Genomic DNA, 26,524 nt, shown 5'->3' with positions numbered 1-26,524 from the left:
GTGAGTGAGTGTTGCTGGGTGCTTTTTGCCGTCGCTCGGTGTACCCACGAGCGATAGCTATGAGTAACCAGTCTAACACGGCCGAGACGAAGAAACGAGGAACGACAAACTGGATACTCGGCGGTGCAATCGGTGGCGTCGTTGGCTCCCTGACATTCGGTCTCGTCCTGTGGGTTGTCGACCCGACGATCATCACCGAAACAGTGCCGGCGGTGTACGGTGTCGAACCGATGGGAACCGCTGGCTGGATTTTCCACCTGCTACATGGACTTATCCTTGGACTTATTTTTGGGTTCATCATCTCCCGAAAACCAGTCCAAGGATCGCTCATGACGTCTACTGACATGGATGCTCTCGATGGGCTGGGAACAGGACCACGGGTGACACTCGCTGGGTTCGTGTACGGACTCGCCGTCTGGGCACTGCTCCCGCTGGCGTTGATTCCAGTGCGACTCGCAGTCGGTGGATTCGGCGAGCCTGGGTTCCCATTCTTTGCGTTCGAAAGCCTCGTTGGACACGCACTCTACGGGCTGTTTTTGGGTTCAATCTTCGCCGTCGTTACCGAGACGAGTGTCGCCGAAACGGTCGATTCTCCGTTCGACGAAACTGAAACGCCCTCGAGGCGCGAGCGCGAGCGCGAGCAAAACGACTCATGAACGCGACACTGCGGATGACTATAGAGCCACTGCAAGTCACTGCACACCTGATCGCACGACAGCTGTGCGATCAGTGTGTCACTCGTTTCAGTTGTTACTATAGAGCGCGAGTCAACGTGGATCGTTCGGTTCGACGCCGTAGATATCCTGAACACGGTCGACGATGACACCGTGGAACCAGACGAGCAACGCGACGGCGATAACGATGATTACAGCGTCGAGAATCGTCGACATCAATCCGAGCGCGACGATGAGGGTGGTCGCGCAGGCGGCAGGGTGATTCGTATTCGTCCAGAGCATCGCGACCGTCGTCAACACCATGGCGACGACGCCACTGAGGACGAGCCGGGCAACCTCAGTCGAGAACCGCTCACCCTGTTCGAACGCGTCAACGACGATCAATCCGTCAGCCAACAGAAGGTAGGCCACCAACCCACAGATCGCGGCGACAGCGTGGCCACCGATGACGTGGTAGGCTCCTTCTGCACGCGGATTGTCGCCAGTTGCGAGGAGGTATGCAGACGGCCCCAGACTCGGAAAGAGAAACGGCTGCCCGGAGGCCCAGGCAAGCCCACCGAGTAACAGGAAATGGAGTGTGACGTTGGTCCCAGCACTGAGGTCGTCCCGGAGATTGATCTGTTCGCTGGTCGTGGGATACAGCGCCTCTCGAAGCCCCATTTCGTGAGTGCTATCACAAGAACCGATATAAGTAATCGGCCGTCATCTGCCTCACGCTCACCGTTCCAGCACCGACACTCTCGAGTCGATGCGTTACTCGCTTTGCTGGCCAGCGGAGACATCAAACGGACCACTCTCGGGGTCTTTCTGGGGAATCATCGGACCCACGGAGGCCGTTCGCCGCGTGACAGTCGCTGTCCGGAGGATATACGACACTAACAGCGCAAGCGGCGAGGCGACGATGGCGATGAGTCCACTGATGACGTATGGCAGGTAGATCGCATGCAGTGTCGGACCACCGAAATCCGCATAGATGAACCCAATCGTCATCGCCGAGAGAATCGCCGGCACACCACAGTAAATCGTCAGCTGAGAGAACTTCGTCAGTTCACGCTGGAGATACGTCGTCTTGAAGTGTTCACGAGCGGTGATGAATAACTCGAGTGAATTGATTAACTCCTCGAGTGCGTTACTGGCGTCATCGGAGAGCGACTCATCGTAGCGACCCTGAATCTGGCGTGCGGCATACAGTTGCCAGGCACCGTTGTAAGCAACAGCCGCAGAAACCGCCTCGAACGTTCCAAACGACGTCTCCTCGAGCGTGTCGTTGATGCGTTCGGAACTCTCCTCGAGTCTGTCGGTGTACTTGGTTATGAGTGCACCCTCGTCGGTGTCTGGGTCGACTGCGTCGGCGAGCGTCTGTGCGTGATCGTGGATCGTTGCGACGATAATACTGAGGAATTTGGTTGGTGAGGCGGGACTCGCCGGAACGTCTGTCACCGTTGAGACATCGCCACGAAAGTCCATGACACCCTGGAGTTGTTGCCGAGCCTCGTCGGCAGTGACGAACTCCTGGGAGAGAATGAGCTGGTTGATCGAGACAACGAGCGTCACCAACGAGAACGTGCCAGCGATCATGCCGCCGGCCAGCCGGGTGACTGAATCGTCGTTGACGAACGCGATGATGCCGAGTTCGTTCAACAGCAAAAAGAGGACGAAGATGCTGAGCGAAATCACTGTCGCGACGTATAACCGGCTGCCGTCGACGAGAAACCACTCTCGTATTCGCGTCACGACCGTCGTTGACTGTCCGATTCCGGCACCGTGAGACTCGAGCGGTTCATCATGATCCGACGACACCATACAGTCACCTCAGGACACTGGCCAATAAGGCCATGCGTTGCACAGGGAGGTGACGCGAGTGGTCCCCGTCGAAGCCGACTCGAGGCCAGTCTCCGTTCAGGTTCAGGGTGTACACTGACAGGTCTCTACCGTGTCGATACTGCTATGACCGGTGACAACATCGCCGCTCGAGCGCATGGGGCGAGAACCGAACAGCACCCACGAGCACACCGTACTCATGAGCATGAGGACATCACACCCAAACGGGGAGTCGTGAGCAATGAGTGACGAGCGAGCGCTGACGCGGCGATCACTGCTCGTCGGACTGACGGGGATAACGGGAGTCGCCCTCGCAGGCTGTCTCGAGGACGACGGCGTCTCACTCGATGGCAACCCACAGTTCGAAGACGGCGAGGTGGGAGACGTCGACGGCGACCCACGGAGTGCCGAAGAGATGACGGCTGCCGAGTCGGTCGCCGAACAGGACACACACGAAGGCGTGACCCGCGTTCAGTCACTCGGACTCGAAGACCACGAGTTCGTCCTCGAAGACGATTACCTCGGTTCGACAGTCCAAGGGACCGTCGAAAACACCGACTCGAGTCGCATCGAACTCGCCGAAGTCCGCGTGCGCGTCTACAACGACGCCGGCGATCAGATCGGACGCTACCTCGCGAGCACCGGCGACCTCGCGGCTGAAACGACCTGGGAGTTTCAGGTCGTCATCCTCGAGGACCCTGCAGATATCGCGGACTACGACATCACGGTCGTTGGAACGCCGACGTAATAGCGAGCGGTTGTCCTCACCAAGAAATGACAGCAGCGATTGGGACAGCCGGGACGGCAAACCCACAGTCGCCCAGCCGCTCAGTTGCTTTCTTCGTCTTTGAGTTCCGCGAGTTCGGCTTCGACTTCCGAATCATCGACGTCGTCCTCGAGTGCTTCGAGGTCGCTTTCGTCGACATCACCAGCAGGCTCTGGGTCCGGTGTGACCTCCTCGTCAACTGACTCGGCGTCCGTCTCTGTGGCAGTATCCGTTTCTCCCCCTCCAACATCCGATTTGAGCGTCTCGAGTTCGGCTTCGACGCCGCTGCCGGTCGAGAGTTCCTCGAGTTCGCGGTCGATATTGTCCTTGTCGGACATGACATCGTCGAACGCGCCGGTTTCTTTCAGTTCGTCGAGTGCCGCAGCTCGCGCCTCCATATCCTCGGTCTGCTCTTCGGCGCGTTCGATAGCGCGCCCGACATCTTCGAACTCCTCGCCGGTCGCGGTCATCGCTTCCGACACCGTCGAACTCGCATCGGCTGCCTCGTAGCGGGCCTTCATCGTCTCCTTTTTCGTCCGGAACTCCTCGATACGAGCCTGTAACTCGTTTTTCTGGTCGATCAGGCTATCTTGTTGCTTTTGGAGATCCGCAATCTGACGATCCAGATCCTCGATCTGGTTCATCTTCGTCTTCTTCTTCTCGAGTGCTCGTCGTGCCAGATCTTCGCGGTCCTGTTGGACCGCCGTGCGAGCCTGCTCGTTGTGCTTCTCGACGTTATCCTCGAGACGGCGTTTTTGCATCTCGAGGCGCTTTTTCTGTGTCGTCAGGTCGGCGATACCGCGTTTGACCTCCTGAAGCTGGTCACGCATCTGCTCGTAGGAATAGTCGAGCGTTTCGGTCGGGTCCTCGGCCCGGTTGAGGATGGAGTTGATCTTCGACCGGATGACGTAGGAGGTCCGAGAGAGGATGCCCATACTCCTACCTATCGCTCGTCACCCTTAAAAACATCACATCAACGACAGACAGAGAAATGCTTGATCGCTGCCACTGCGCTCGGAGGTACTGGGTGGACGACAGCAACGACGAGAGTACGACCGCACCAATCCACAACCGAGACCGCAGTTCTCCTCTCGAGATCTCTCTCCTCCATTGACGGTGCACCAGAATACCGTCGATCCGTCCACGAAACGGTCTCGCAGTCACACGTCCTCGAATTGATTACGCTGGCCATCAAACACCAGCTATGAGCGATGTGCTCGTTCCCGGTGCGCGCGACGTACGAGGGACGCTCGACGGCCCGGACGACGCAGACACACTCGTCGTCGCGTGTCCGCCCCACCCCCAGCAGCGAGGGTCGCGCAGCGATACGCGGTTGGTCGCCGTCAGCGACGCACTCACCGAGGCAGGAATCGCCTGCCTCAGATTCGATTACGGGCCGTGGGACGAGGGCTATGGAGAGCGTACTGACGTACAGAACGCGATTCGCTGGGCAGCCGACCGCTACGACCGCGTCGGCCTCTGTGGCTACAGTTTCGGCGCGACGCTTGCGATCCTCGCCGCCGCGGACGCCGATCCCCCGGTCACCGCCGTCTCGGCAATTGCACCCACCGCACGACTCGCCGCCGACCTCGATGCCTGTGCGGCACTTTCTGCCCTCGAGTGTCCCCTCCAGATCGTCTACGGCGAACGTGATACGACAGTCGAATGGGAGCCACTAGTCGATCACCTCCAAGGGCGCACTCCCGAGTCCGACGGAGACAAAACTCGTCAGCCAGTCGACCTCGTCTCACTCGCAGCCGATCACTTCTTCGTCTCACAGCAACAGCAGGTCGCCGACGCAGTCAGTGACTTTCTCGTCTCGAGACTCGGTGGGGAACACTGATCGGCGAAACCAACTCGAGTGTGGCGGCAGGTGCATGACTACTGTTTGCGAAGCGACGCCGCTGCATCGTCGCGGTTGTTGACCAGTTTCGAGGTCGTGTTCGCATCGACTTCGGCCACGGCTTCGGCTGAACCGTTCGATAGACGTGGTTTGTCGGTTGCCCATAACCTCCAATACGTCATGGGAGATGGAACGGAGCGTCGCCTCGGTGACCATGGCGTTTCCACCAGCACGGCTAATTGCCATGCCGGTGAACCACAGCAACATGGCTCTACTCGAGGACCAGATTGCAGTAATCACCGGCGCAGGATCGGGAATTGGACGGGAAACGGCGACGACGTTCGCCGACCACGGCGCGGCCGTCGTCGTAGCAGATATCGACGTCGAGGGCGGCGAGGCGACCGTCGAGACGATCACCGATGCAGGCGGTGAGGCAACGTTCGTCGAAACGGATGTTTCTGACCCCGACGACGCGAAGGCGATGATCGAGACCGCCGTCGACGAGTACGGCGGACTGGACATCCTCTACAACAACGCGGCTATCGAAGGCCCGGTTGCCAAACTCGAGGAGTACGACAACGACGCGTTCGAGCAGGTGATCGACGTAAATCTGAAAGGCGTCTGGTACGGGATGAAATACGGCATCGAAGCGATGCTGGCCGATGGTGGCGGCTCAATCATCAGCGCGTCCTCGATTGGCGGCGAAGTCGCCGTCCCGCAGTACAGTGGCTACGGTGCCGCCAAAGCCGCCGTCAGTCACCTCACCAAGTACGCGGCACTCGAGTACGCCGAGGATGGCATCCGCGCGAACGCCGTCGCGCCAGGGATCGTTCGCACGGAAATGATCGAACGGACCATCGAGGAACACCCCGAGATGGAAGAACAGTTCCAGAACACTGAGCCGATGCCCGGCCTCGCCGACCCCGAGGAGATCGCTAACGCCGTGGTCTTTCTCGCCTCGGATCTCTCCTCGCGCGTAACTGGCACCACGCTCCCCGTCGAAGGCGGCTATCTCGCGCAGTAACACGAGCGACGGCGTCCGCGGACGAACTCAGTCGGTCGACAGCGATTTTCGCATCTCGACGTGTGGGATACCAGCCTCTTCGAACTTCTCCCCGTGGCGGTCGTATCCAAGCCGGTCGTAAAACGGCGCTGCACGCGTCTGTGAGTGCAGTTTCAGCGACTCGAAACCGCGTTCTCGAGCCTGTGTTTCGACAGCCGCCATGAGCGCTCGGCCGACGCCGGCTTCGCGGTGGGACTCGAGGACGGCGACGCGTTCGACTTTGCCGATACCGGAGTCGTATTCGCGCAGTCGCGCGGCACCAACCGGCTCGCCGGTCGTGCCCTCGCCCTCGCCGTCGTAGGCGACGAAATGATCCGCGCTCGCATCGGGTTCGTCGTGTGCGTCGTACTCGAGGTCCTCGTCGACGCCCTGTTCCTCGACGAAGACGGTCTGTCGAACGTCGAACGCATCCGCTCGCGTGGCTGGCTCGTCGACACCGACGACGCGTACGTCTGTCATTGCCCGCTCGTAGCCGCCCGCTCGAGGAGAGTGTTATCGTTTCAGTCGATGGGATACCCGCCGATACTCACCGCTCTGGACTGGCTCGAGTAGCGCCAAGTTTAATAAATACTTAGTTAGATTTATTATTTGTTGGTAAATTTGTGCCTAGAGATGTTAGAGAAAACGAGAGGCAATGATGAACCGGCAGTTGGAGATTCCGCAGGATCGTGGATCGCTGGCACGCGGGTTTTTATCGGCCTGCTGTTGCTGTATGAAGTGTTCGCGGGCGGGTGGTGGAAACTCGGCACGTTTGCGTCGGGGCCGAACGAGGACTGGATCGGGGCAAACGCCGGCGGCGACATCACGCGCGTCTCCGAACGAGTGATTGAGGACGGCGTCTACGGCTGGTACGCGACGCTCCTCGAGACCGTCGTGATTCCCTACGCAGCCGAGTGGAGTTACATTGCCACCGCGGCGCAGTTGCTTACCGCACTCGCGCTGATCGTCGGCCTCTGGACGCGCCCTGCAGCAATCTGTGGACTGCTGTACTTCCTGCCCGTGTTTCACTTCGGGACGATCCGAACGTCGCCGCTATTTACCGTCCCGATTGTCTTCGTCTTCGTCGCGAACGCGGGCCGCTACTACGGACTCGATGCTATCCTCGAGTCTCGACCGGACGCCATCGGCCGACTCACTCGAGTTCTCAACCACCCACTTCCGATTGCAAAGCGCTGGTACCCGGGACTCGCAGCAGGGTTGAGCCTGATTTCCGTCTACTACCTGCTCTCGATTCTGGCTGTCGACGCCTCCCGCGTCGAGTTCATCGGCCTCGAGATGATGATTTTCACCGCGCTCACTGCGGGCGGACTGCTCGCGGTCTGGCGCGGCGGAACGCCGACGCTGGTTGCGGCCGACGGGCTTCGGATCTTCGTCGGCTACCGATTCCTGCAAGAAATCTTCGTGCGGACGGATCCCGGACTGCCCGGTTGGGCAGCAGCCGAGACGCAAGCGGCGGTGTTCGAATCGATTGCAGCGACGCACCTCTCTCCGGTCGGGCTACTCATTGAGAGTCTCGTCCTTCCAGCCATGAGTGCCTGGGTGGTGGTGTTTGCCGTTATCCAGACCACGACAGGCCTCGCACTAATCGTCGGCTGGCGAACGCGCACGATGGGGCTGCTTGCAATCGGCTACCTCTTCCTCTTGACCGCACTCGGATTCGTCCGGCTCGGCCCGTTGCTACTCGCGAGTCTCGTCATTGCGACCGCACTCGGCGGTCGGCATGCGAGTCTCGATGCCATTGCCGGACGCGAATCGATGCTCTCGGTGCCGACATCACAGATCCCACCAGCAACCCTCGCACCCGCAACGCTCGTGCTGGGCGTCTGTCTCATCGGGGCAAGCCTCGTCGTGATCGACCCCAGCGCCGACGTCAACCCAACCGGCCTCGAGACGCTCATCATGCTTGGATTCATCGCGATTGCGGGCCTGGTTGGGTTGCTCGAGCGGACACGAAACGATCCGCCACACACCACTCCTCGGACTGGCGAGACAGATTCGATCAGCGACTAATCGAATCGAGCCAACACTCGAGCGTGTAGTGACGCGGTAGGTGAACAACAGCAAGCGCGCAGAGAAAATGAAATGTAGCGGCCTCCCTGTCCGAAAGTTGGCTTACGCCAACTTCTCGATATTTGCGACGACTTCGTCAGCGAACTCGCTCGTGGCGAGTTTCTCGGCGTCCTCGAGTTGACGCTCGAGATCGTACGTCACTTTGCCCGAGGAGATGGTCTCCTCGACGGCGTCGCGTACGAGGTCCGCTGCGTCGTTCCAGCCGAGGTACTCGAGCATCATGCGGCCCGAGAGGATCATGGCGGTTGGGTTGACCTTGTCCTGGCCCTCGTACTTCGGTGCGGAGCCGTGGACGGGTTCGGCGAGCATGCGTCCCTCACCGAAGTTCCCACCGGGGGCGATGCCGAGGCCACCGATCTGTGCGCCGGCGGCGTCGGACATGTAGTCGCCGTTCAGGTTCATCGTGGCGATGACATCGTAGTTGTCCGTTCGGGTCAGCAGCTGCTGGAGCATGTTGTCCGCGATGCGGTCGTTGACGACGAGCGTGTCGTCGTCGACTTCGCCGTCTTGCTCCTCCCAGAGGGTGTCCTCGGTGATGACCTCGTCACCGTACTCCTCTTCGGCGACCTCGTAGCCCCAGTCGCGGAACTGGCCTTCGGTGAACTTCATGATGTTGCCCTTGTGGACCAGCGTGACCGAGTCGCGGTCGTTCTCGAGGGCGTAGTCGATGGCCTCGCGGACGAGTCGCTTCGTTCCGAACTCCGTGATCGGCTTGATGCCGATGCCGACGGGGCCGTCGTGGATGACGTCGTCTGCGCCCATTTCCTCCTCGACGAACTCCTTGACCTGCTCGACTTCGTCGGTGCCGGCCTCCCACTCGATGCCGGCGTAGACGTCCTCGGTGTTCTCACGGAACGTGACCATGTCCATCTGCTCGGGTTCGGAGACAGGAGATGGAACGCCCTCCATGTGGTAGGTTGGACGGACGTTCGCGTAGAGATCGAGCAGTTTGCGCAGGCCAACGTTCAGCGAGCGAAAGCCAGCGCCAACGGGCGTCGTCAGTGGGCCTTTGATCGCGACGCGGTGTTCTTTGATTGCCTCGACGGTCTCGTCGGGCAGGTTCTCGTCGTACTTTTCGCGAGCGGCCTCGCCAGCGTAGACGCGCATCCAGTTGATCTCACGACCAGTGGCATCTGCAGCGGCCTCGAGCACCTGCTGTGCGGCCGGTCCGACATCGCTCCCGACACCATCACCGTAGATGATCGGGATGATCGGGTTGTCCGGGACCTCGAGTTCGTCCTCGGTACCCTCTTTCAGCGTGATCTTTGCTCCCGCTTCAGGGACCTCGATCTTGTCGTAGCTCATTTCGTCTATACGGTGCCTCGATAAGGGTAAAAGAGCTACTGTTTCCATCGCAGCGCGGGAAAAGTTGCACGAGATCGAGTTTGACACCCAGACAGATTCGGCCAGTATACAGTCGTGACGACCCGACTGTCCCCTTTTTCGAGGTCAAAGGGGCTGTCGACATTCGTCGAATTACACGGGCCGTGGGATGAAAACCACAACTCCGTTTTCGTAATCGAGTAAACTACAGAGACGTGCATAAATGACAGATCAACAATAGCAACGCACCGTCAGAATCCGTTATCCTCGAGCGACTGTGTCGACTCGTATCGTGGCTCGTTCCAGTAGCGGACGATCTGTACCAGTCCAAGGGCGATCATCCCGATTCCGATAGCAGCGACGGTGAGCCAACCGCCCAGTTCGGTCCAAGAGCGGACGATAACGAGCCAGAGTCCCGAGAGCACGGTGATACCGAACACGACGAGTATCGCCCCGAAGTCGACCCAATCACGGCGCTGTGCAAGGATAAACCGGCCAATAGCGACGACGAGCATCACCGCACAGAACAGCACGAGGAGCGTGGCCGGTGTCATCGTCGCCATGGGTTGATGACCCGCCATGGTAAGTGTAGGGGTTTTCCGCCAGCACTGAACAAACGACTCTCCATCCGCAGGACCCTCCGTCCGCAACTGCGACTACTCGAGTGCGTCTGCGACCAGTTCGATTGGCGTTGGCGGCTTCTCGCCGGCCGGTCGGGCCTCGAGTTGGGTGCGACAGGAGGCTCCGGGTGCGACGGCGCGGTCGCCGTCGCTGTCGTCGACCTGTTCGTACAGAATCGACGCGATTGCATCGCTCATGGAGGCGTGTTCGGCTTCGTAACCGAAACTGCCGGCCATGCCACAACAGCCCGAATCGAGCGGGTCGACACCGTAGCCAGCACGCCGGAGGACGCCGACGGCGTGGTGATCTTTTGCGGTTGCTTTCTGATGGCAGTGGCCGTGATAGGTGAGTCGCTCCGCCGGCTCGTCGAATGCGATGTTCTCATCCAGTCGGAACGTGTCGATATACTCACAAACGCCATACGTGCTGCCTGCGAGCGTCTTCGTCGCTTCGTCACCGAGCAAGTCGAGATAGTCCGACTGGAGCATGACCGCATCCGACGGCTCGATGACGACTACGTCCCAGCCCTCGGCGACCAGCGGCGCGAGCGTTTCAACGTTCTCGACGGCGGTGTCTCTGGCTCGCTCGAGAAAGCCCTTCGAGAACGCCGGTCGGCCCGTATCGCCGAGGTCGTCTGGGACGGCGACGTGGATGCCCGCGGCCTCGAGCACCTCCACGGCGGCTTTGCCCGCTTCGGGATTGCTGTAGTTCGTGTACGTGTCGGGGTAGACGATGGCTTTCCGGACCGCCTCGTCCTCGGGAACGGCCGCGCCGCCGCGTGCTCGCGGTGTCGCCGCTCGCGTTTCCGAGACGGCGGAGCCGTCTCGTTGCTCGAACCAGTCACGGAACGTCGTCTCACGAAACGTCGGCAGCGGCCGGTCAGCAGCGATTCCAATGGTCTTCTCGAGCACTGTGCGAGCACCCGGAATCGACGATGCGACGTTCGACAGCGGCGCGAGCCGCGAGCCAATCCTCGAGAGCGTCTCGACGTTGGCAAAGAGCCGATCCCGCAGCGTCGCGCCGTTTCGTTCGTGGTACTCGTGGGTGACCTCGGCTTTGAGCTTCGCCATGTCGACCTCGCTCGGGCAGTCGATTGCACAGCCCTTGCAGCCGATACACAGCCCCATGACCTCCTCGACGAACTCGTCGGAGAAGGCCTCACCGGGTGGCAAGTCACCGCTCATGGCCTGCCGGAGTGCGTTTGCACGCCCGCGGGTTGCCGTGATCTCCTCGTGGCTGGCCCGGTAAGTCGGACACATGACGCCGCCAGTCGTGGACTGCTCGCCGCGACAGCCCCCGCAGCCGTGACAGAGTTCGACCATTCCCTGCATGCCGTTGTCGATGTCCCACTCGAGTTCAGGTTCGAACCCGGCCTCGAACTCGTAGTCAGGGTCGAATCGCAGGTGCTCGCGCAGGTCGGTCGGGTTCTCCTCGCGGAAGACAACCTGGCCCGGATTGAGGAGCCAGTCGGGGTCGAATGCGGTCTTGAGCTCTTGAAACGTCTCCCACAACTGCTCGCCGTAGAGTTTGCGATTCCACTGGGTGCGCGCCCGGCCGTCGCCGTGCTCGCCCGAAACCGACCCGCCGAGTTCGACGACGAGATCGGTCACATCGTCTGCGATTCCGTGCAGTTGCTCGAGGCCGACCTCGGTCTTCGTGCTGATCAGCGGACGAATGTGAAGGACGCCGGGGCCAGCGTGGGCGTAGAACGCGGCGTAGGTGTCGTGGGCCTCGAGAATGGACTCGAAACGCTCGACGAATTCCGGCAACTGCGCGGGCGGAATCGCAGTGTCCTCGATAAAGGAGATGTGTTTCTCGTCGGTCGTCCGCGAGAGCAAGATTGGGAGCCCGGACTTGCGGAGCTTCCACAGTTTGGCGCGTTCGGCTTCGTCGTAAGCCTCGAGGGCGTCGATGGCGAGCGTCTCGGCGTCCGTTTGTGGTGCGTCCGCGGCCGGTTCGTCTGCGGCCGTCACGTCGGGACAGCGATCCGCGAACAGCCCAGCGACCTGCTCGCGGCCGTGGGCGGCATCCTCGGCATAGAACTCGACGAGAAGAACAGCGTTCGTGCCGTCGGGCAACATCCCGGTAACGGGGCCGAACTCGGCGGTTCCGCGCGCGAGGTCGATCAGCACGTCGTCGAGCACCTCGACCGCCGCGGGGTCGTGTGCGAGGATCGGTTCGACGTCTTCCATCGCTTCGTGGAGGTCACGATAACATAGCAGGGAGACAGCCTTCGTTTCGGGCACCGGCTCGAGCGAGACGGTCGCCTCGGTGACGATTGCCAGCGTGCCTTCGCTGCCGGCAAGCAAGCGGGCGAGGTTGACCGTGCCCGCCTCGCCAGTGTCCTCATCGCCGGGAAGGCCGTCACCCTGAGCTTCTGCGACGAGTCGGTCGAGATTGTACCCCGAGACGTTGCGCTTGAGATTGGGGTAGGCGTCGTCGATCAGGTCGCTCTCCTCGTCGAGAATGTGGTCGACTTTGGCGTAGATCCGCCCCTCGAGATCCCCCTCGGGGTCCGCCCGTTCGGCGAGTTCCTCGAGTGTGACCTCGCCGAACTCCGTGACGGTGCCATCGGCGAGGACGACCTCGGCGGACTCGAGGTAGGCATCCGTTTTGCCGTACTTCAGTGAGTGTGAGCCAGTCGAGTTGTTGCCGATTGCACCGCCAATCGCGCTTTTGTCGCCCCAGGCGGGATCGGGTGCGAACTTCAGGTCGTACGCTGCGAGCGTCTCGTTGAGCGTCCCGAGGATCGTCCCCGGCTGGACCGTCGCGGTCCGCGTGTCGGGATCGACCTCGAGAATGTCGTTCATGTGGCGCGTGAAATCGAGGACGACGGCACGATTGACCGTCTGGCCCGCGAGACTCGTTCCGCCGCCCCGCGGAAGGACGGGAATACCGCGATTCGAACAGTACTCGAGCACGGCGGCGACGTCGGCCGTCGATTCGGGGAACGCGACGGCAATCGGCGTCACCTCGTAGGCGCTTGCATCCGTCGCGTACAGTTGTCTGGAGTAGGAGTCAGCACGGACCGAACAGCCGGCGACCCGCTCGAGATCCGCGACCAGTGCCGGTCGGTCAACGTCCTCGCTTCGGTAGTCGTAGTTCGCACGCCGGTCAGCGGCCGGGTCGACGCGTGGCTCGAGCGACATACAACGTACTTCTAACCGAGTGGTGTTAAAGCGTCGGCGTTCGCGCGAAAACCGGCGACCGTCTGGGGGGCAGTCGCCGTGATTCCAGTGGTGACCGAATCATCTCGGTCTGGTAGTTACCGCTGGGATCGCCGTCCGCTGAACGGACGGTACCGTCTGTAACCGAGTGACTAACACAAACTATCCGCCTAACTAGTTGGGTACTCCTCGAATTCGGGCCAACCCGCGCTCGTGCGTCCAGCGCGTGTCCGCCGTATCGAATCGCTTAATGCTCGGAATCGGCCTACGCCACACAGTTGTGAGCCACGAGTTGCAGGCCGGGACAGAAACCGACGACCGAGACGGAGAACCGCCACTCGAGGATCCAGCGAGTGACGGTAGCGAGGCGAGTATGGAGACGGTTCCGGCGGATGAACGCGACGCGTTGCTCACCATCGCTCACGGCGCGGTCGTGACCTCGGGCGGGATTTCAGTCCAACGTGGGCTGATGACCGCGACCGAGTTCGTCCTCGCGCGTGCGCTCGGGCCGGTTGCGTACGGGGTGTACGCGCTCGCGTGGCGAATCGCACAGATTCTGATCCGACTCGTTACGTTCGGCAGTGTTCCGGCCCTCCAGCGGTACGTCCCCGACGCGGGCGACGATCACGCTCGCCAGTCGCGCGTCGTTGGAATCGCCTACGCCACTACGGTCGGAGTCGGCCTCCTGATGGCAGCCGGTGTCTGGATTCTTGCACCCTGGATCAACGAGATGACGGTCGAACAGCCGGCGTTTCCGACGACGATGCGATTTTTCGGCGCACTCGTCATCCCAATCGGACTCGTGATGATCGCTGCAGGGGTCTTTCGTGCAGTTGGCTCTGCTCGAGGCGAGGTCCTGTTCAACAAACTCCTCCGGCCGGCCATGCGACTGCTCGGAGCGCTCGTGGCACTGGCGGTCGGCTACTCGACCATTGGCGTCGCCGGCGCGATTCTCGGCTTTACGTGTGCGCTCGCGGTCGTCGGTATCCCGGTGACGATCCGCACGACCGAGATCCGCCCGACGCTCCGGCGCACGTCGGCCGAACTGCGCCAGTTCTACAACTACGCGGGACCGGTCGCGATGAGCAGTTTCGGGAAGATATTCCAGAACCGCATCGACGTGTTGCTCGTCGGCGCGCTGTTGACGGCCGTTGCGACGGGTATCTACAACGTCGTTCTCGTCCTCGTTGCACTCGCGTGGATCCCACTCCAAGCGTTCAATCAGTTACTGCCCCCCGTCGCCTCGAGTCTCTACTCGAACGGCCAGGTCGACACGCTCAACGCGGTCTACACGTCGGTGACGCGGCTGATTCTCACGACAGTGCTTCCGATTCTCGCCGTCTTGCTGGTGTTTGGCGACGACCTGCTCGCACTCTTTGGCCCGACGTACGTCGCGGGCTACGTGCCGCTCGTTGTCTACCTCGGCGGCGTCTTCGTCGGCAGCGCCGTCGGTGCGACCGGCTGGTTGCTGATGATGACCGACCACCAGTACGCGCGGATGCTACTCGACTGGCTGCTCGCCGTCTCGAACGTCGTTCTGACCTACGTGTTCGTCCTCGAGTTCGGACTCGTCGGCGCAGCGCTTGGCACTTCGCTCGCAATCGCCGCCCAGAACGCGATTCAGGTCGTCTTGCTCGAGCGCTTCGAGGGACTGTGGCCGTTCGATGCGACGTTCCTCCGGCCGCTTGCAGCCGCGCTCGTCATGATCGGGGTGCTCGTCGCTATGCGAACAGTCCTCGGCGGGCCACTCGGGATCGCGCTCGGAGCCATCGTCGGCACCTGTGCCTACATCGGGACGTTGTCTCTCATCGGCGTCGACCCGCGAGACCGACTCGTCGTCCGTGAACTCCTTGCCCGCTACCGCGCCGACCTCAGTGCAAGCCTCTCGTCCTGACCACCTGACCACAACCCCTATACTCGCCGTTGTGGATCACGACATATGCTCGATTTCGTCCACCTCGAGGCTGACCTCGGCGAGGAAGAGCGTCTGATTCGTGACACCGCCCGCGAGTTCGTCGCCGACCGCGTGAAACCCGACATCGGTGAACACTTCGAAAACGGAACGTTCCCGACCGACCTCATCCCGCTGATGGGCGAACTCGGCTTTTACGCGCCAAATCTCGAGGGGTATGGCTCACCGAACGTCTCCGAGACCGCCTACGGGCTGTTGATGCAGGAACTCGAGGCAGGCGATTCGGGGCTGCGCTCAATGGCCTCCGTCCAGGGCGCACTCGTCATGTATCCAATTCACGCCTACGGGAGCGAAGCCCAGAAAGAGAAGTGGCTCCCGAAATTGGGAGAGGGCAAGGCTGTCGGCTGCTTCGGACTGACGGAACCCGAACACGGCTCCGATCCGGCGAGCATGGAGACGACCGCTGCGCCTGACGGCGACGGCTACGTCCTCAACGGCTCGAAAACCTGGATCACGAACGCTCCTATCGCCGACGTCGCCCTCGTCTGGGCGCGCGAGCGCTCGAGTGATGGGACTGACGGCGACGGCGGCGGTGATGGCAGCGACGAAAACCCGGTTCGCGGCTTTCTCGTCGACACCGACCGCGACGGCGTCACGACGAACAAGATAGACGACAAACTCTCGATGCGTGCCTCGATCACCGGCGAAATCGGACTTAACGACGTATTCGTTCCCGAGGATGCCGTTCTCCCCGACGTGTCCGGCATGAAAGGCCCGCTGTCCTGTCTCACGCAGGCGCGCTACGGCATCGCCTGGGGAGCCGTCGGCGCGGCCCGAGACTGTTTTGAGACTGCACGCGAGTACGCACTCGAGCGCGAGCAGTTCGGCGGCCCTATCGCTCGCTTTCAGTTACAACAGGAGAAACTCGCGGAGATGGCGACCCAAATCACGCTCGCGCAGTTGCTCGCCTATCGGCTCGCCGACCTCAAAGAACGCGGTGACTTGCGCCCACAACACGTCTCGATGGCAAAACGCAACAACGTCCGAATGGCTCGCGAGCAATCAAAAGTCGCCCGCGAAATGCTCGGTGGAAACGGCATTACGACGGATTACTCGCCGATGCGCCACATGGCGAACATGGAGACCGTCTACACGTACGAGGGCACCCACGACATCCACACGCTGGTACTCGGTGACGACCTGACGGGGATTCAGGCCTACAAGTAGCAGGAGACGGCCGTCTCGACTCAGATACTTCTGACTCGCTCGTGACTGTCGTCGATTGCGCTTGCATCCTCGGGGAGCAACGCCACGACGAGGAAGTCAGTGTACTCCCGGAAGTACTCGACCAAGTCAGCAATCCGATCCGAGTCCACTGCCTCGAGCGAGTCCAAGAGCATGAAGGGCACTTCCTCGTAGACTTCGTGGACGAGATAGCCCGCGAGTGCGAAGATTAGCCCAGTCACTTCGCGTTCGCTCTCACTCAGGTGGTTGATCGTATCCTCGTAGGTGCTGCCATCGGCCGTACTCCGGACGATGTGCAGATCGAACGCCGTCTGTTCGACCTTTCGCCGGCCCTCTCGGACCGTCTGCCCGATGCGTTCGATCCAGATCCGGTCGATGTTCTCGTACTCGAGGACTTCGAGAACGGCGTCCATGTGCTCGTTAAACGACTCGACGGCCTCGCGCTCGATCCGGTCGATCCGGGTGCGCAGTTCCTCGAGTTCGTCGCGAATCTCCTCGCGGCGAGTTTCCAGGTCGCCCTGCTCGTCGAGGGCAGCCTCGATGTCCTCGATTTCCTCAGTCGTCGTCTCGAGGTCGCGCTCGAGTCGACCGAGCGAGAACTCGAGTTCGTTGGCCCGCCGGTTGAGATCGAGCAGGCTCTCCTCGTCATCGTCGTCGTCATCCGACTCGGGGTCGGCTTCGGCCTCGAGTTCGGCAGCCTCGTCCTCGAGCGTGTCGATTTCGGTCTCGAGGGTTTCCCGGTCTTCGGTCAACTCCTCGAGTCGGGCTTCGCGGCGCTCGATTTCGCTGGTAATATCGGCGAGACGTTCCTCGACGCGCTCGTACTTGCGTTTCGTCTGGTCGATCTCGCGGCGTTCGTCTCGCAGCGACTCGATGCGCTCATCGAGGTCGTCGCGTTCGCTCAGTTTCTCCTCTTGAAGCGAGCGCAGTCGGTCGATTGTACCCTCGATTTCGCCTCGCTGTACCTGACTGCCACAGGTCCAACACTGGACGGTCTCCTCGTCGGCGATCAGTTGATCTGTAACTGCGCCGTCGCCGCTTGCGTCGCCCTCCTCGCCGGCGAGCAACGCCTTGATCTCAGGATGTGACCCCTCGAGCATCTCCTCGTTGAACTGGACGATACTCTGGAGTTGGCTGACAACGCTGTCGATCGATTGTGACTGTTGCTGGAGTCGGTCAATTTCGTCGTCGACGGCCTCGCGGTTCAGCGACTCCGTTTCCGGCAACTCCTCACGTTCCGCTTCGAGTTCTTCCCGCTCGGTTCTGAGCGCAGCCAGACTCTCGCGTTCGGTCTCGAGGTCGAATCGGACGTCCTCGAGTTCGGAGCGCTGTTCGCGCAGTTCGGTGAGTTTCGCCTCGAGTTCCTCGGAGGTGTCGTCGCTGTCTTGCTCGCTCGCCTCGGCTTCAGCCTCCTCGATTGCCGTTTTGACCTCCTCGAGTTCGGCGCGTTTGTCCTCGATCTGGTCTTCAATGGAGGTGCGCTGGCGCTCGAGTTCGGGGAGGTCGCCTTTGAGCGACTCGAGTCGGTCGAGTTCGTCGGAGAGTTGCTCCTTTTCAGCCGTGAGTCGAGATATTTCGGCCTCGATTTCGTCGGTATCGACCGGCCGAAGGATAATTTCACGAAGATCAGCGCCGGTCGTTACCGCGCGGCGTGCGGGATTCGATTCGAGCAAGAACGCGAACAGTTCGGCGAGTTCGGGGTCCTCGAGATAGGGGTCGCCTTCGGTGACGATACTGTTGCCGGCACGACGAAGCGTTCGAGTGTAAGTGTCGTCGTCGAGTTCGAGTTCGACCTCGCCCTCCTCGGCATCGGCCTTGAGCGACGCCGATTCGCCGCCAAGACCAGCCATAAATGCCTGCAACAGTGACGTTCGGTTCGTCGCGTTCCGGCCGGCGAGAACGGTGATCCCGTCGTCGAGTTCGACTGTGGTTTCATCGATCCCGCCGATATTCCGGGCCCATAATTGCGCCTCTCGGGTGACGGTCTCCTGCGTAGCCATTGTTACGTAATTTCTTATGCCAGTGATAAACCTTTGGTGGTTCAGATGCTCAGTTTCTCGTAGCTTTGCTCTCGAGGGTGGATTCGGCGCTTTCAGGCTCGATCAGGTCAGCGTAGAATACGGCCACAGCGATACTCACCGGTCGCGTTCGGTTCGCTGCTTCCTTTTAAATACGAAGGCGCAGCCAACGGTGGCATGGACGAACATAGTCTGTCCACACGACGAAGCGTTCTGTATACGATCTGTGGTGTCGGAACTGCCAGTCTGTCTGTCGCTGGCTCTGCAAGCGCAACTGAACGCGAAACGAGCGACGACGCGGCGGCTGCGACCGAGTACGTCGCCGTCGTCGACCGAATCGTCGATGGCGAACACGTCGTCCTCTTACTCGAGTACGAGGGCGAACTGGTTGACCAACTCGTCGTCTCCGTCGATGCGTTCGAGAGCGTCGCAGAGAGCGATATCCTGCTCGTCACCATCGCAGACGACGATTTACTGGAGTATGAGCACGTTTCTGAGCGACCAGATCAAATCGAGAGCTGTTAAGACTCGGTCCCCACCGAGTCCGTTGGCCGTTTCGCTACTCGTCCCGGAGCAACGCGACACTCGCCAGTTTGTCACCGGCGAGAACCGTCGCCTCCTGGGTTAGCGTATAGAGGACGCCATCCCGATCCGTCACTGCCTCGTGAAGCGGTTCGTACGTCGTCGGGTTGTACACCGTTCCGATCGGCGTCCCGCTTGAGATTTCTTGCCCCAACTCGAGGTCGGGGTGGGCACGGAACAGTCCTGACGCCGTCGCAGACACCTGTCCAAGATGATTCCGAGCGAGAATCTGGTCTCGCTCAGGCACATCGCCAGGCAACATCTCGAGATACCGAAGCACGTCGAATAGCCCGTCGACGCCGTGTTCGACGACATCCTCGAGGATCTGTTTGTTGTACGCGAGTTCGGGCGTGATCGATGGAATGCCCTCTTCGGAGGCCGCAACACGGAGTTTCCCGGCGAAATCTCGCTGATGCCACTCCTCGTCGGCGTCGTCGTTGGCCTGCTCAGAGAGCAGGAGTTCGGTTCCGAACGCTTCGGCAAGGCCTCGAGAGCGCTCATCGCCTTCGCGGAAGACGATGTGTGGCAGCATCTCGGGACTGCCGGTATGGAGGTCGACGAGCGCGTCTGCCTGTGAAATTTCCTCCCAGAGGCGCGCCGCCATCCGTTCGTGGAGCGTCCCCTCGTCGTTGCCGGGCCAGACGCGATTCATGTTCGGATTGACGCTATCGAACTGTTCTGGGGCGGTGTAGGTGACTCGGTCGAACGTCAACGGATTCGCCACCGGGACCGCGATGATCGTTCCGGTCAGCTCCTCGAGCGGCAAGCGCTCGTGAAAGCGGCGCAAGACTGCAGTGCCGTTGATTTCGCGGCCGTGCTGGGCTGCTTGCACGTAGAGCGTGGGTGTCTCGTCTGGGTCTGTACTCGAGTCAGCGTCACCGTGATAGGTGTGAATCGTCGTCGTCAATTCGACGCCGGAGGAGAGTCGTGCAAGGACGACTTCCTCGGTTGAATGTGTCCCAGTTCCCATAGTCTGTGTTCTCGACTTGGCGGTATGTACTTGCGGGGGGCCATCGACGGATTTTCTTACGGTGCGAGCGTACAGGCAAGACCACTATCGTTTTCTGTCGGCCCACCGTCGCCGTGCATATGGGAAACGTTACTGCAACCCTCCACACCAACAAGGGCGATATCGATGTCGAACTGTACGACGACCGCGCACCAAGCACCGTCGACAACTTCGTCGGCCTTGCAACCGGCGGCAAGACCTGGACTGACCCCGAATCGGGCGACGAGGTCGACGGCGAGGCGCTGTACGACGACGTTGCCTTCCACCGTGTCATCGAGGACTTCATGATTCAGGGCGGCGACCCGACCGAAACCGGTCGCGGCGGCCCCGGCTACCAGTTCGACGACGAGTTCCACGACGAACTGCGCCACGACGACGCCGGCATCCTGAGCATGGCCAACTCCGGCCCGAACACCAACGGCTCGCAGTTCTTCATCACCCTCGGCCCCCAGCCCCACCTCGACGACCGCCACTCCGTTTTCGGCAAAGTCACTGACGGCATGGATGTCGTTGAGGAAATCGGTAGCGTCGACACCGGCCGCAACGACGAACCCAAAGAGGACGTCGTCCTCGAGTCCGTCTCGATCAACTACGAATAACGCTTCGCACTCGAGAGCCAGAGCCGTTTTATAACACCCGACTCTCATCCTGCCGGACAACACGAGTTACAACTGTTCGACTGAACCGAGGATCAAACAGCTTCACTGACTGTTGTCGGCAATATCACTCGAGGTCTGGGTCGAAGAGATCCTCGATGTGACACTCGAAGAACGCGGCCAGTTTAAACGCAAGTTCCAGAGATGGATCGTAGCGTTCACGTTCGATTGCGTTGATGGTTTGGCGTGTCACGTCGACGGCGTCAGCGAGGCCACCCTGGCTCATATCTGCTGCTTCCCGTCGTTCAGTAAGCTGATTCTTCATGGCAGAGAGCTTAGGAACGGCGGCTGACAACCGTATAGCAAGCACCGTAGAGCAAGCCAAGTGCCGAAAACAGGAAGATGGCACCCCAGGCTGTCGCCGAGATGGAAATGTAATTTCCGGCATCAAGGACGTAGACCGCCGGGATAATACTGATTCCGACCATGAATGTGATCCCGATTGTCAGTCCGCTTGCATGGTTATGAAGCCGTTCGTCGCGTTCATCGGCGAGTTTTGCGTCGCTAAGATACGGGAGCGCAACTGCTGTGAGTACCGCAGCCCAGACCGCCACGAGGTACGTGACGGTGCCGATGAGTTGTTGTCCCAAGATGATGCCTGCGAGGAGCCCGAGACAGCCGATGCCAACGAGCCCCCAGATCCCTCGTTCGTACGTTCGCTTTCCAATGCCGAGCGGCGAGTGTGTCTGTCGTTTGGTGTCGGGCATGCTTTACAGTAAAGTCTACTTTACACCATTGCTTAAAACTATCGCCAGTCGTTTCACTCGAGCCAGTTCGACACAGGTCGGTTCGTAGCGACAGGCAGTGGTGACAAACGTATAGATGGCTGGACCACGTTCGATGTCTATGGGTTGGACTGCTACAGATATCCCCGACCAGACGGATCGAACCGTCGTCATCACCGGCGCGAACAGCGGGATCGGCCTCGAGGCCACCCGGGAACTCGCTCGAAACGGCGCAACGGTGATTATGGCCTGTCGCAGCCTCGAGCGCGGCGAGGACGCCGCCCAGGAGATTCGCGACGAGATTCTGGCAGCCGATATTCGTGTCGAAAAGTGTGATCTCGCCAGTCTCGAGTCGATCCGCTCGTTTGCCGACCGACTCGAGGACGATATTGATGTCCTGCTCAACAACGCGGGCGTGATGGCGATTCCGCGCTCGGAGACCGACGACGGGTTCGAGACCCAGTTCGGCGTCAACCATCTTGGCCACTTCGCGTTGACAGGACTGTTACTCGAGAATCTCGGCCTCGAGGACGGTCGGGAGTCACGAGTCGTCACCGTCTCGAGCGGCGTTCACGAGCAGGGTGAGATCTATTTCGACGATCTCCAGTCCGAGCAGTCCTACGACCCGTGGAACGCCTACGCCCAGTCGAAACTCGCGAACGTCCTCTTTGCGTACGAACTCGAGCGGCGACTGCTCACGGCGGAGGCGAACGCCAAGGCCGTCGCCGTGCATCCGGGCTATGCGAACACCCAGTTACAGTTTCGCGGGCCCGAGGAACGTGGCAGTCAGCTCCGACTGGCAGCGATGAAACTCATGAATGCCGTTGTTGCACAGTCAGCCGAAATGGGCGCGTTGCCACTGCTCTACGCCGCGACCGCACCAGACATCGAGGGTGGCGCCTACTACGGCCCAGGCGGATTCATGAACATGCGTGGCACGCCCGAACGGCAGGGGTCTTCGGATCGGTCCTACGACCGCGAGACGGCACAGCAATTGTGGGACGTCTCGAGTGAACTGACGGACGTGCGTTACGGCCTGCCGGAGCCGAAGCCGCTGGCCGAATCGGTGCGGTGATTGCGGTAACCACAACCTGAAAGTGTGCCACCCACGGAGAGACGAGCAATGAGCGACGACGAAAAGGGAATTCAGCGAGCGAGCGACGTTGGCTCGGCCGACGCACCGCCGGTCGCCGAGAAGCCCTACAAGGTCATTTTCGAGGCGAACAAGTGCTTTGGCGCGGGCAAGTGCGCCGAGGTCAGTGACAACTGGGAGATGTCACTCGCCTCGGGCATGGCCCAGCCAAACGAGTACTACATCGACGAGGACGACCTCGAGGACAACGTTCGCGCAGCAGAGGTTTGTCCGGCGAAAAAAGACGACGGCTGTATTCACGTGATTGATCGACGCACCGACGAGGAGATTGCACCGGATCCACACGGCGACGGGACGCTGAGCGTCGATTGGTAAGTCGTTCGCAGTCGTCACACATCGAAACGCACATCCCACCGTGTGGCCAACTGGCGAGTGCCTTCTGTGCGAGGGTAGCCAAGCAGGCCAACGGCGGTGGGCTTAAGACCCGCTCCCGTAGGGGTCCTTGGGTTCAAATCCCAACCCTCGCATGTCGCTGCGAACAATGCGTGAGCAGCGACTGCGTTCTTGAATTTGAACTACGCCAGTCGCAGCGTCCGAACAAAGTGAGGGCGACCGTCTGGAGGTGGTTCAAATCCCAACCCTCGCATGTCGCTGAGAACAATCCGTGAGTGACGAGTGCACAACGTGGGATGTGAATCAGACCGTGATTCTGTGAGCGCCGCGAGCAGGTTCTCGGGCGTGGTTCAAATCCCACCCCTCACTTGCTGTTGTGAGCACTCGAGGAAAACAAGAGCGACCGTCTCGAGTAGATTCACTGCTCGTTCGTCCCAGACTGACTCCCTCGGTGTGAGAGTCGCCGCTGTCGCCGCGGATAGGTCGGGTCTCTTACTCGGCCGCTGGGAGTGTAAACGAGAACGTCGATCCCTCGCCGGGTTCCGACTCGACCCAGATGTCCCCGTCGTGGCGTTCGACGATGCGCTGACAGAGCGCGAGGCCGATTCCCGTCCCGTCGTATTCCGCGCGACTGTGCAGTCGTTGGAAGACTTCGAAGATACGGTCTTGATTCGCGGGATCGATGCCGATCCCATCGTCGCTAACCGAAATCGTCCACATCGAGCCGGAACGGTCGGCAGAAACGTGGATACGCGATGGCTCGTCATCGCTGTACTCGATTGCATTTTGCAGGAGGTTCTGGAACAGCTGTCGCAACTGGCCCGCATCGCCGATTACACGGGGCAGATCATCAGCACGAATATCGGCATCGGTGTCCTCGATTTTGAACTGGATATCTGCGAGCACGTCGTCGAGGACGGCCTCGAGATCGGTCGGTTCGAACGGGTCGCCCTGCGTTTCGATGCGAGAATACTGCAACAGGCCGTCGATCATATCGCGCATTCGATCTGCGCCATCGATAGCGAACGCCAGAAACTCCTCACCGTCCGCATCGAGCGTGTCACTGTAGCGCTTCTCGATCAACTGGAGGTAACTCGAGACCATCCGCAACGGCTCCTGGAGATCGTGACTGGCCGCGTACGCGAAATGCTCAAGGCGTTCGTTCGATGCCTCGAGTTGGTCAATCGTCCGCTCGAGTTTCCGTTGATACTCGCGGCGTTCGGTGATGTCACTCAAGGTGAGTACCGCACGGGTCACCGCTCCGTACTCATCCCGGATCGGCATCCCTTTGACACTGAGAATCCGCTGCTCGCCGTCCATGGCCTCGATTTCGAAGGTTCGTGGCTCTGTTATCTCTTCGCCCTGGAGAACGCGAGCGGTCGTCCACTCGTCGCGCTGGACCCGCTCTCCCGTCTCGGCCCATGTGACGGGGAACTTGTCGTACTCCTCGAGGGAGTCAGCATCGAAGACATCACCGCCCCAAATGTCCTCGGCTGCATCGTTGACCTCGACGATTCCGCCGTCCTGATCCGCGACGATGACGCCAACGGGGAGGATTTCGAACAGCGACTGCAACTGTTCTTTGTTCTGTTGCAGTTCTAGTTCGGCTTGCTTTCGTTCCGTGATGTCCGTGAGCGCACCGGGGAACGTCGTCGGGTTGCCTGCCTCATCACACTCGACGTGACCGCGTGCGACGACCCAGCGAAGGTCGCCGGCTGCGTTCCAGACGCGGTACTCCTCTTCGTACTCCCCGCCCGACTCGACGGCCTCCTGGATTTTTCGCTGGACGCGGTCGCGGTCTGCCTTGTGGATCGCATCGAGTAACCACTCGAGCGGAACGCCACCTTCTGTGTCGCCCGGATCGATCCCGAACGTCTTGGCGAACGACGGGCCGATTTCCATCCGGTTTTCCTGAACGTGCCACTCCCACGTGCCCACTGCACCCGCCTCCGTCGCCGCCTCGAGTCGCGTCTTCGCGTCCTCGAGCTCGCGCTCGCGTTCTTTTTGCTGGGTGATGTCCTGTGCCATCGTCATCCCCGCGAAGACCTCGCCGCGCTCGTCGGTGATCGGAACTCCGTGGAGTACCCACTCTCGGCCGGCGTACTCGAGTTCCACCGATTTCTCTTCGCCCTCGAGTGCCGCCTGGAACGCGGGCTCGAGGTCGGCAGCGGTTTCGTCCGGCCAGACGTCGTGGAACTGCTGTCCTTCCAGGTCGTTCGGCTCGACGGGGATACGGTCGAATCCCTGTCCCGCCGCCAGCGTGTACTCGAGGTCGTGATCGAACAGCGTTACCAGCCCGTTTGGGAAGTACTCCGCGAGCGTTCGATACCGGCGCTCGGACGATTCGAGTGCCTGTTCACGTGCCTTGCGTTCGGTCACGTCGCGGAAGTAGACCGAGATACCGGTCTCGGAGGGGTACAGGTTCGCCTCGACCCAGAAATCGAGCGTCTCGTAGTAGAGTTCGTAACTGGTCGGCTCCTGGTCGTCCAGTGCCGTCTGAAAGGCGTCCCAAACGTCGTCGATCTCGGCGGCCGATGGGAAGACATCCCAGAGTTGTTTGCCGATCAGTTCGTCCTGTGACTGTTGCAGAAGCTCTTCGGCGCGTTCGTTGACGTGCGTGAATTGAAACTCGTCGTCGACCGCGTAGAACGCGTCAGAAACCCGACCGAAGATTTCCTCGAGTTCCGTCTCGAGTTCCTGCTCTCGGGCTTTGATATGAGTGATGTCCTCGCCGGCCGTGACGACTCGGTCGATCTCACCGCTCTCATCGAAAAGCGGTGCGGCGTTAACCGAAAGCCAGCGACGGGTACCGTCCGGCAGTTCGATCTGGAGCACCTCGTCGTACACTGGTTCGCCAGTCTGCAACGTCTGTGCGAAGGGGTGGTCATCGGCCGGGATCGGGTCACCAGATTCGGTGTAGACCGGTCGACTCGACGGATCGTACATCTCGGCTTCGCCGGCAGGTATCTCGAGAACGTCCGTCGCCCGATCGTTCAGTCGCAAAATTTCGCCGTCAGCATCGAGCACCACGATACCGACGGGGCTGGTCTCGAGAACCTGGTTGATCACGTCGCGTTCACGCTCGAGGTCCTGCTCTCGGTGCTCGAGCGTTCGTTCGGTTCGTTTGCTGTCAGTGATGTCGCGGACGACTCCAACTGTCCCCTGGAACGTCCCGTCTTCGATCAAGAGATTCACGCGCAACTCGCAGTATCGATTCTGGCCGTCGGCAGTTTGTACTGCAATGTCGAATGTTTCGGCCAGTCGTTCAGTGGAGTGGACACGTTCGGCAATCTTGCGCGAGATACGGCCGATATCGCCGTCCTCGAGGACGAGAGAAACGTGCTCGTTGAGCAGTTCGTCGCGCGTGTAGCCGCTCATCTCGACAATGATGTCGTTGACTGCGACGAACCGACCCGCGGCGTCGAGTTGGTAAATGCCGTCGTCGACGGTGTTTACGAGCGTTCGGTAGCGCTCGAGCGCCACAGAATCATCTATGTCATCCCCCCAGAACGCCTGTGCCGTCGTATCCCCCTGTTTGCTCAT

23 protein-coding genes and 1 tRNA gene are annotated in these 26,524 nt (G+C 60.7%); 12 read left to right on the top strand and 12 right to left on the bottom strand.

Translation table 11 applies throughout. The annotated features are described in order from the left end of the window. Nucleotides 1–59 precede the first annotated feature (59 nt). Nucleotides 60–656: a hypothetical protein gene (locus tag B2G88_RS16255; RefSeq protein ID WP_054863210.1), complete on the top strand. Its 597-nt coding sequence runs from the start codon at nt 60–62 to the stop codon at nt 654–656. Nucleotides 657–767: 111 nt separating this feature from the next. On the opposite strand, the gene B2G88_RS16250 is transcribed toward B2G88_RS16255, so the two are convergent. Together B2G88_RS16250 and B2G88_RS16245 are read right to left on the bottom strand one after the other, a co-directional pair. Next, nucleotides 768–1,334, bottom strand: coding sequence for an HPP family protein (locus tag B2G88_RS16250; RefSeq protein ID WP_054863209.1), 567 nt, complete (start codon nt 1,332–1,334; stop codon nt 768–770). Nucleotides 1,335–1,427: 93 nt separating this feature from the next. After that, nucleotides 1,428–2,477, bottom strand: coding sequence for a hypothetical protein (locus B2G88_RS16245; RefSeq protein ID WP_054863208.1), 1,050 nt, complete (start codon nt 2,475–2,477; stop codon nt 1,428–1,430). A 259-nt stretch (nt 2,478–2,736) separates the two neighbouring features. On the opposite strand from B2G88_RS16245, the gene B2G88_RS16240 reads away from it, so the two are divergent. Next, nucleotides 2,737–3,243, top strand: coding sequence for an FxLYD domain-containing protein (locus B2G88_RS16240; protein WP_054863207.1), 507 nt, complete (start codon nt 2,737–2,739; stop codon nt 3,241–3,243). Between the two features lie 80 nt (nt 3,244–3,323). Here the strand turns inward: B2G88_RS16240 and B2G88_RS16235 are convergent, their stop codons facing one another. Further along, nucleotides 3,324–4,196 (bottom strand): PspA/IM30 family protein, encoded by an 873-nt coding sequence (locus B2G88_RS16235; RefSeq protein WP_087715344.1) that lies wholly within the window; start codon nt 4,194–4,196, stop codon nt 3,324–3,326. A 269-nt stretch (nt 4,197–4,465) separates the two neighbouring features. Here B2G88_RS16235 and B2G88_RS16230 point away from each other — a divergent pair, with 269 nt between their 5' ends. Both B2G88_RS16230 and B2G88_RS16225 read left to right on the top strand, forming a co-directional pair. Further along, nucleotides 4,466–5,104 carry a CocE/NonD family hydrolase gene (locus B2G88_RS16230; protein ID WP_087715343.1) on the top strand — a complete coding sequence of 213 codons (639 nt, stop codon included), beginning with the start codon at nt 4,466–4,468 and terminating at the stop codon, nt 5,102–5,104. A 265-nt stretch (nt 5,105–5,369) separates the two neighbouring features. After that, nucleotides 5,370–6,128 (top strand): SDR family NAD(P)-dependent oxidoreductase, encoded by a 759-nt coding sequence (locus B2G88_RS16225; protein WP_087715393.1) that lies wholly within the window; start codon nt 5,370–5,372, stop codon nt 6,126–6,128. A 27-nt stretch (nt 6,129–6,155) separates the two neighbouring features. Here the strand turns inward: B2G88_RS16225 and B2G88_RS16220 are convergent, their stop codons facing one another. Then, complete coding sequence (locus B2G88_RS16220; RefSeq protein ID WP_054863205.1) at nt 6,156–6,626, bottom strand: GNAT family N-acetyltransferase; 471 nt, start codon at nt 6,624–6,626, stop codon at nt 6,156–6,158. A gap of 153 nt (nt 6,627–6,779) precedes the next feature. Between B2G88_RS16220 and B2G88_RS16215 the strand changes: the two genes are divergently transcribed. Beyond that, on the top strand, nt 6,780–8,177 hold the full coding sequence (locus tag B2G88_RS16215) for a hypothetical protein (RefSeq protein ID WP_140408886.1): 1,398 nt from the start codon (nt 6,780–6,782) through the stop codon (nt 8,175–8,177). 102 nt (nt 8,178–8,279) lie between these two features. Here B2G88_RS16215 and icd read toward each other — a convergent pair whose 3' ends face one another. The 3 genes from icd to B2G88_RS16200 form a co-directional block, all read right to left on the bottom strand. Beyond that, entirely contained in the window at nt 8,280–9,542 is a 1,263-nt protein-coding gene (gene icd, locus B2G88_RS16210; protein WP_054863202.1) for an isocitrate dehydrogenase (NADP(+)), read from the bottom strand. A 269-nt stretch (nt 9,543–9,811) separates the two neighbouring features. Continuing rightward, a complete protein-coding gene (locus tag B2G88_RS16205) occupies nt 9,812–10,123 on the bottom strand; it encodes a hypothetical protein (RefSeq protein ID WP_054863201.1) in 312 nt (103 codons plus the stop codon). Between the two features lie 93 nt (nt 10,124–10,216). Then, the gene (locus B2G88_RS16200; protein WP_087715341.1) at nt 10,217–13,330 is read right to left on the bottom strand and encodes an FAD-binding and (Fe-S)-binding domain-containing protein; all 3,114 of its coding nucleotides are present in this window, start codon (nt 13,328–13,330) and stop codon (nt 10,217–10,219) included. 268 nt (nt 13,331–13,598) lie between these two features. Between B2G88_RS16200 and B2G88_RS16195 the strand changes: the two genes are divergently transcribed. Together B2G88_RS16195 and B2G88_RS16190 are read left to right on the top strand one after the other, a co-directional pair. Further along, complete coding sequence (locus B2G88_RS16195; RefSeq protein ID WP_087715340.1) at nt 13,599–15,242, top strand: lipopolysaccharide biosynthesis protein; 1,644 nt, start codon at nt 13,599–13,601, stop codon at nt 15,240–15,242. A 45-nt stretch (nt 15,243–15,287) separates the two neighbouring features. Next, entirely contained in the window at nt 15,288–16,487 is a 1,200-nt protein-coding gene (locus B2G88_RS16190) for an acyl-CoA dehydrogenase family protein (RefSeq protein ID WP_087715339.1), read from the top strand. Nucleotides 16,488–16,507: 20 nt separating this feature from the next. Here B2G88_RS16190 and B2G88_RS16185 read toward each other — a convergent pair whose 3' ends face one another. Next, nucleotides 16,508–18,505, bottom strand: a complete 1,998-nt coding sequence (locus B2G88_RS16185) for an archaea-specific SMC-related protein (protein WP_087715338.1) — start codon at nt 18,503–18,505, stop codon at nt 16,508–16,510. A gap of 195 nt (nt 18,506–18,700) precedes the next feature. Between B2G88_RS16185 and B2G88_RS19710 the strand changes: the two genes are divergently transcribed. Then, nucleotides 18,701–19,048 carry a hypothetical protein gene (locus B2G88_RS19710; protein WP_054863200.1) on the top strand — a complete coding sequence of 116 codons (348 nt, stop codon included), beginning with the start codon at nt 18,701–18,703 and terminating at the stop codon, nt 19,046–19,048. Nucleotides 19,049–19,082: 34 nt separating this feature from the next. On the opposite strand, the gene B2G88_RS16175 is transcribed toward B2G88_RS19710, so the two are convergent. Beyond that, nucleotides 19,083–20,075 carry a succinylglutamate desuccinylase/aspartoacylase family protein gene (locus tag B2G88_RS16175; protein ID WP_054863199.1) on the bottom strand — a complete coding sequence of 331 codons (993 nt, stop codon included), beginning with the start codon at nt 20,073–20,075 and terminating at the stop codon, nt 19,083–19,085. Between the two features lie 119 nt (nt 20,076–20,194). On the opposite strand from B2G88_RS16175, the gene B2G88_RS16170 reads away from it, so the two are divergent. Further along, nucleotides 20,195–20,713 carry a peptidylprolyl isomerase gene (locus B2G88_RS16170; protein ID WP_087715337.1) on the top strand — a complete coding sequence of 173 codons (519 nt, stop codon included), beginning with the start codon at nt 20,195–20,197 and terminating at the stop codon, nt 20,711–20,713. A gap of 124 nt (nt 20,714–20,837) precedes the next feature. On the opposite strand, the gene B2G88_RS16165 is transcribed toward B2G88_RS16170, so the two are convergent. Together B2G88_RS16165 and B2G88_RS16160 are read right to left on the bottom strand one after the other, a co-directional pair. Beyond that, entirely contained in the window at nt 20,838–21,035 is a 198-nt protein-coding gene (locus tag B2G88_RS16165) for a helix-turn-helix transcriptional regulator (protein WP_087715336.1), read from the bottom strand. Nucleotides 21,036–21,045: 10 nt separating this feature from the next. Beyond that, nucleotides 21,046–21,477 carry a DUF2178 domain-containing protein gene (locus B2G88_RS16160; protein ID WP_087715335.1) on the bottom strand — a complete coding sequence of 144 codons (432 nt, stop codon included), beginning with the start codon at nt 21,475–21,477 and terminating at the stop codon, nt 21,046–21,048. 139 nt (nt 21,478–21,616) lie between these two features. Between B2G88_RS16160 and B2G88_RS16155 the strand changes: the two genes are divergently transcribed. From B2G88_RS16155 to B2G88_RS16145, 3 genes are all read left to right on the top strand, one after another. Continuing rightward, on the top strand, nt 21,617–22,570 hold the full coding sequence (locus tag B2G88_RS16155) for an oxidoreductase (protein WP_054863197.1): 954 nt from the start codon (nt 21,617–21,619) through the stop codon (nt 22,568–22,570). A gap of 48 nt (nt 22,571–22,618) precedes the next feature. Next, nucleotides 22,619–22,963 carry a ferredoxin gene (locus tag B2G88_RS16150; protein WP_087715334.1) on the top strand — a complete coding sequence of 115 codons (345 nt, stop codon included), beginning with the start codon at nt 22,619–22,621 and terminating at the stop codon, nt 22,961–22,963. Nucleotides 22,964–23,031: 68 nt separating this feature from the next. Next, nucleotides 23,032–23,115 (top strand) — tRNA-Leu (locus tag B2G88_RS16145). Nucleotides 23,116–23,473: 358 nt separating this feature from the next. Here the strand turns inward: B2G88_RS16145 and B2G88_RS16140 are convergent. Beyond that, the gene (locus B2G88_RS16140) at nt 23,474–26,524 is read right to left on the bottom strand and encodes a PAS domain-containing sensor histidine kinase (protein ID WP_087715333.1); all 3,051 of its coding nucleotides are present in this window, start codon (nt 26,522–26,524) and stop codon (nt 23,474–23,476) included.

This window comes from Natronolimnobius baerhuensis (assembly GCF_002177135.1).
In the GTDB taxonomy this organism is placed as follows: domain Archaea; phylum Halobacteriota; class Halobacteria; order Halobacteriales; family Natrialbaceae; genus Natronolimnobius; species Natronolimnobius baerhuensis.
The sequence above is the reverse complement of the archived record's forward strand: the minus strand, read 5'-3'. Positions and strand labels throughout refer to the sequence as shown.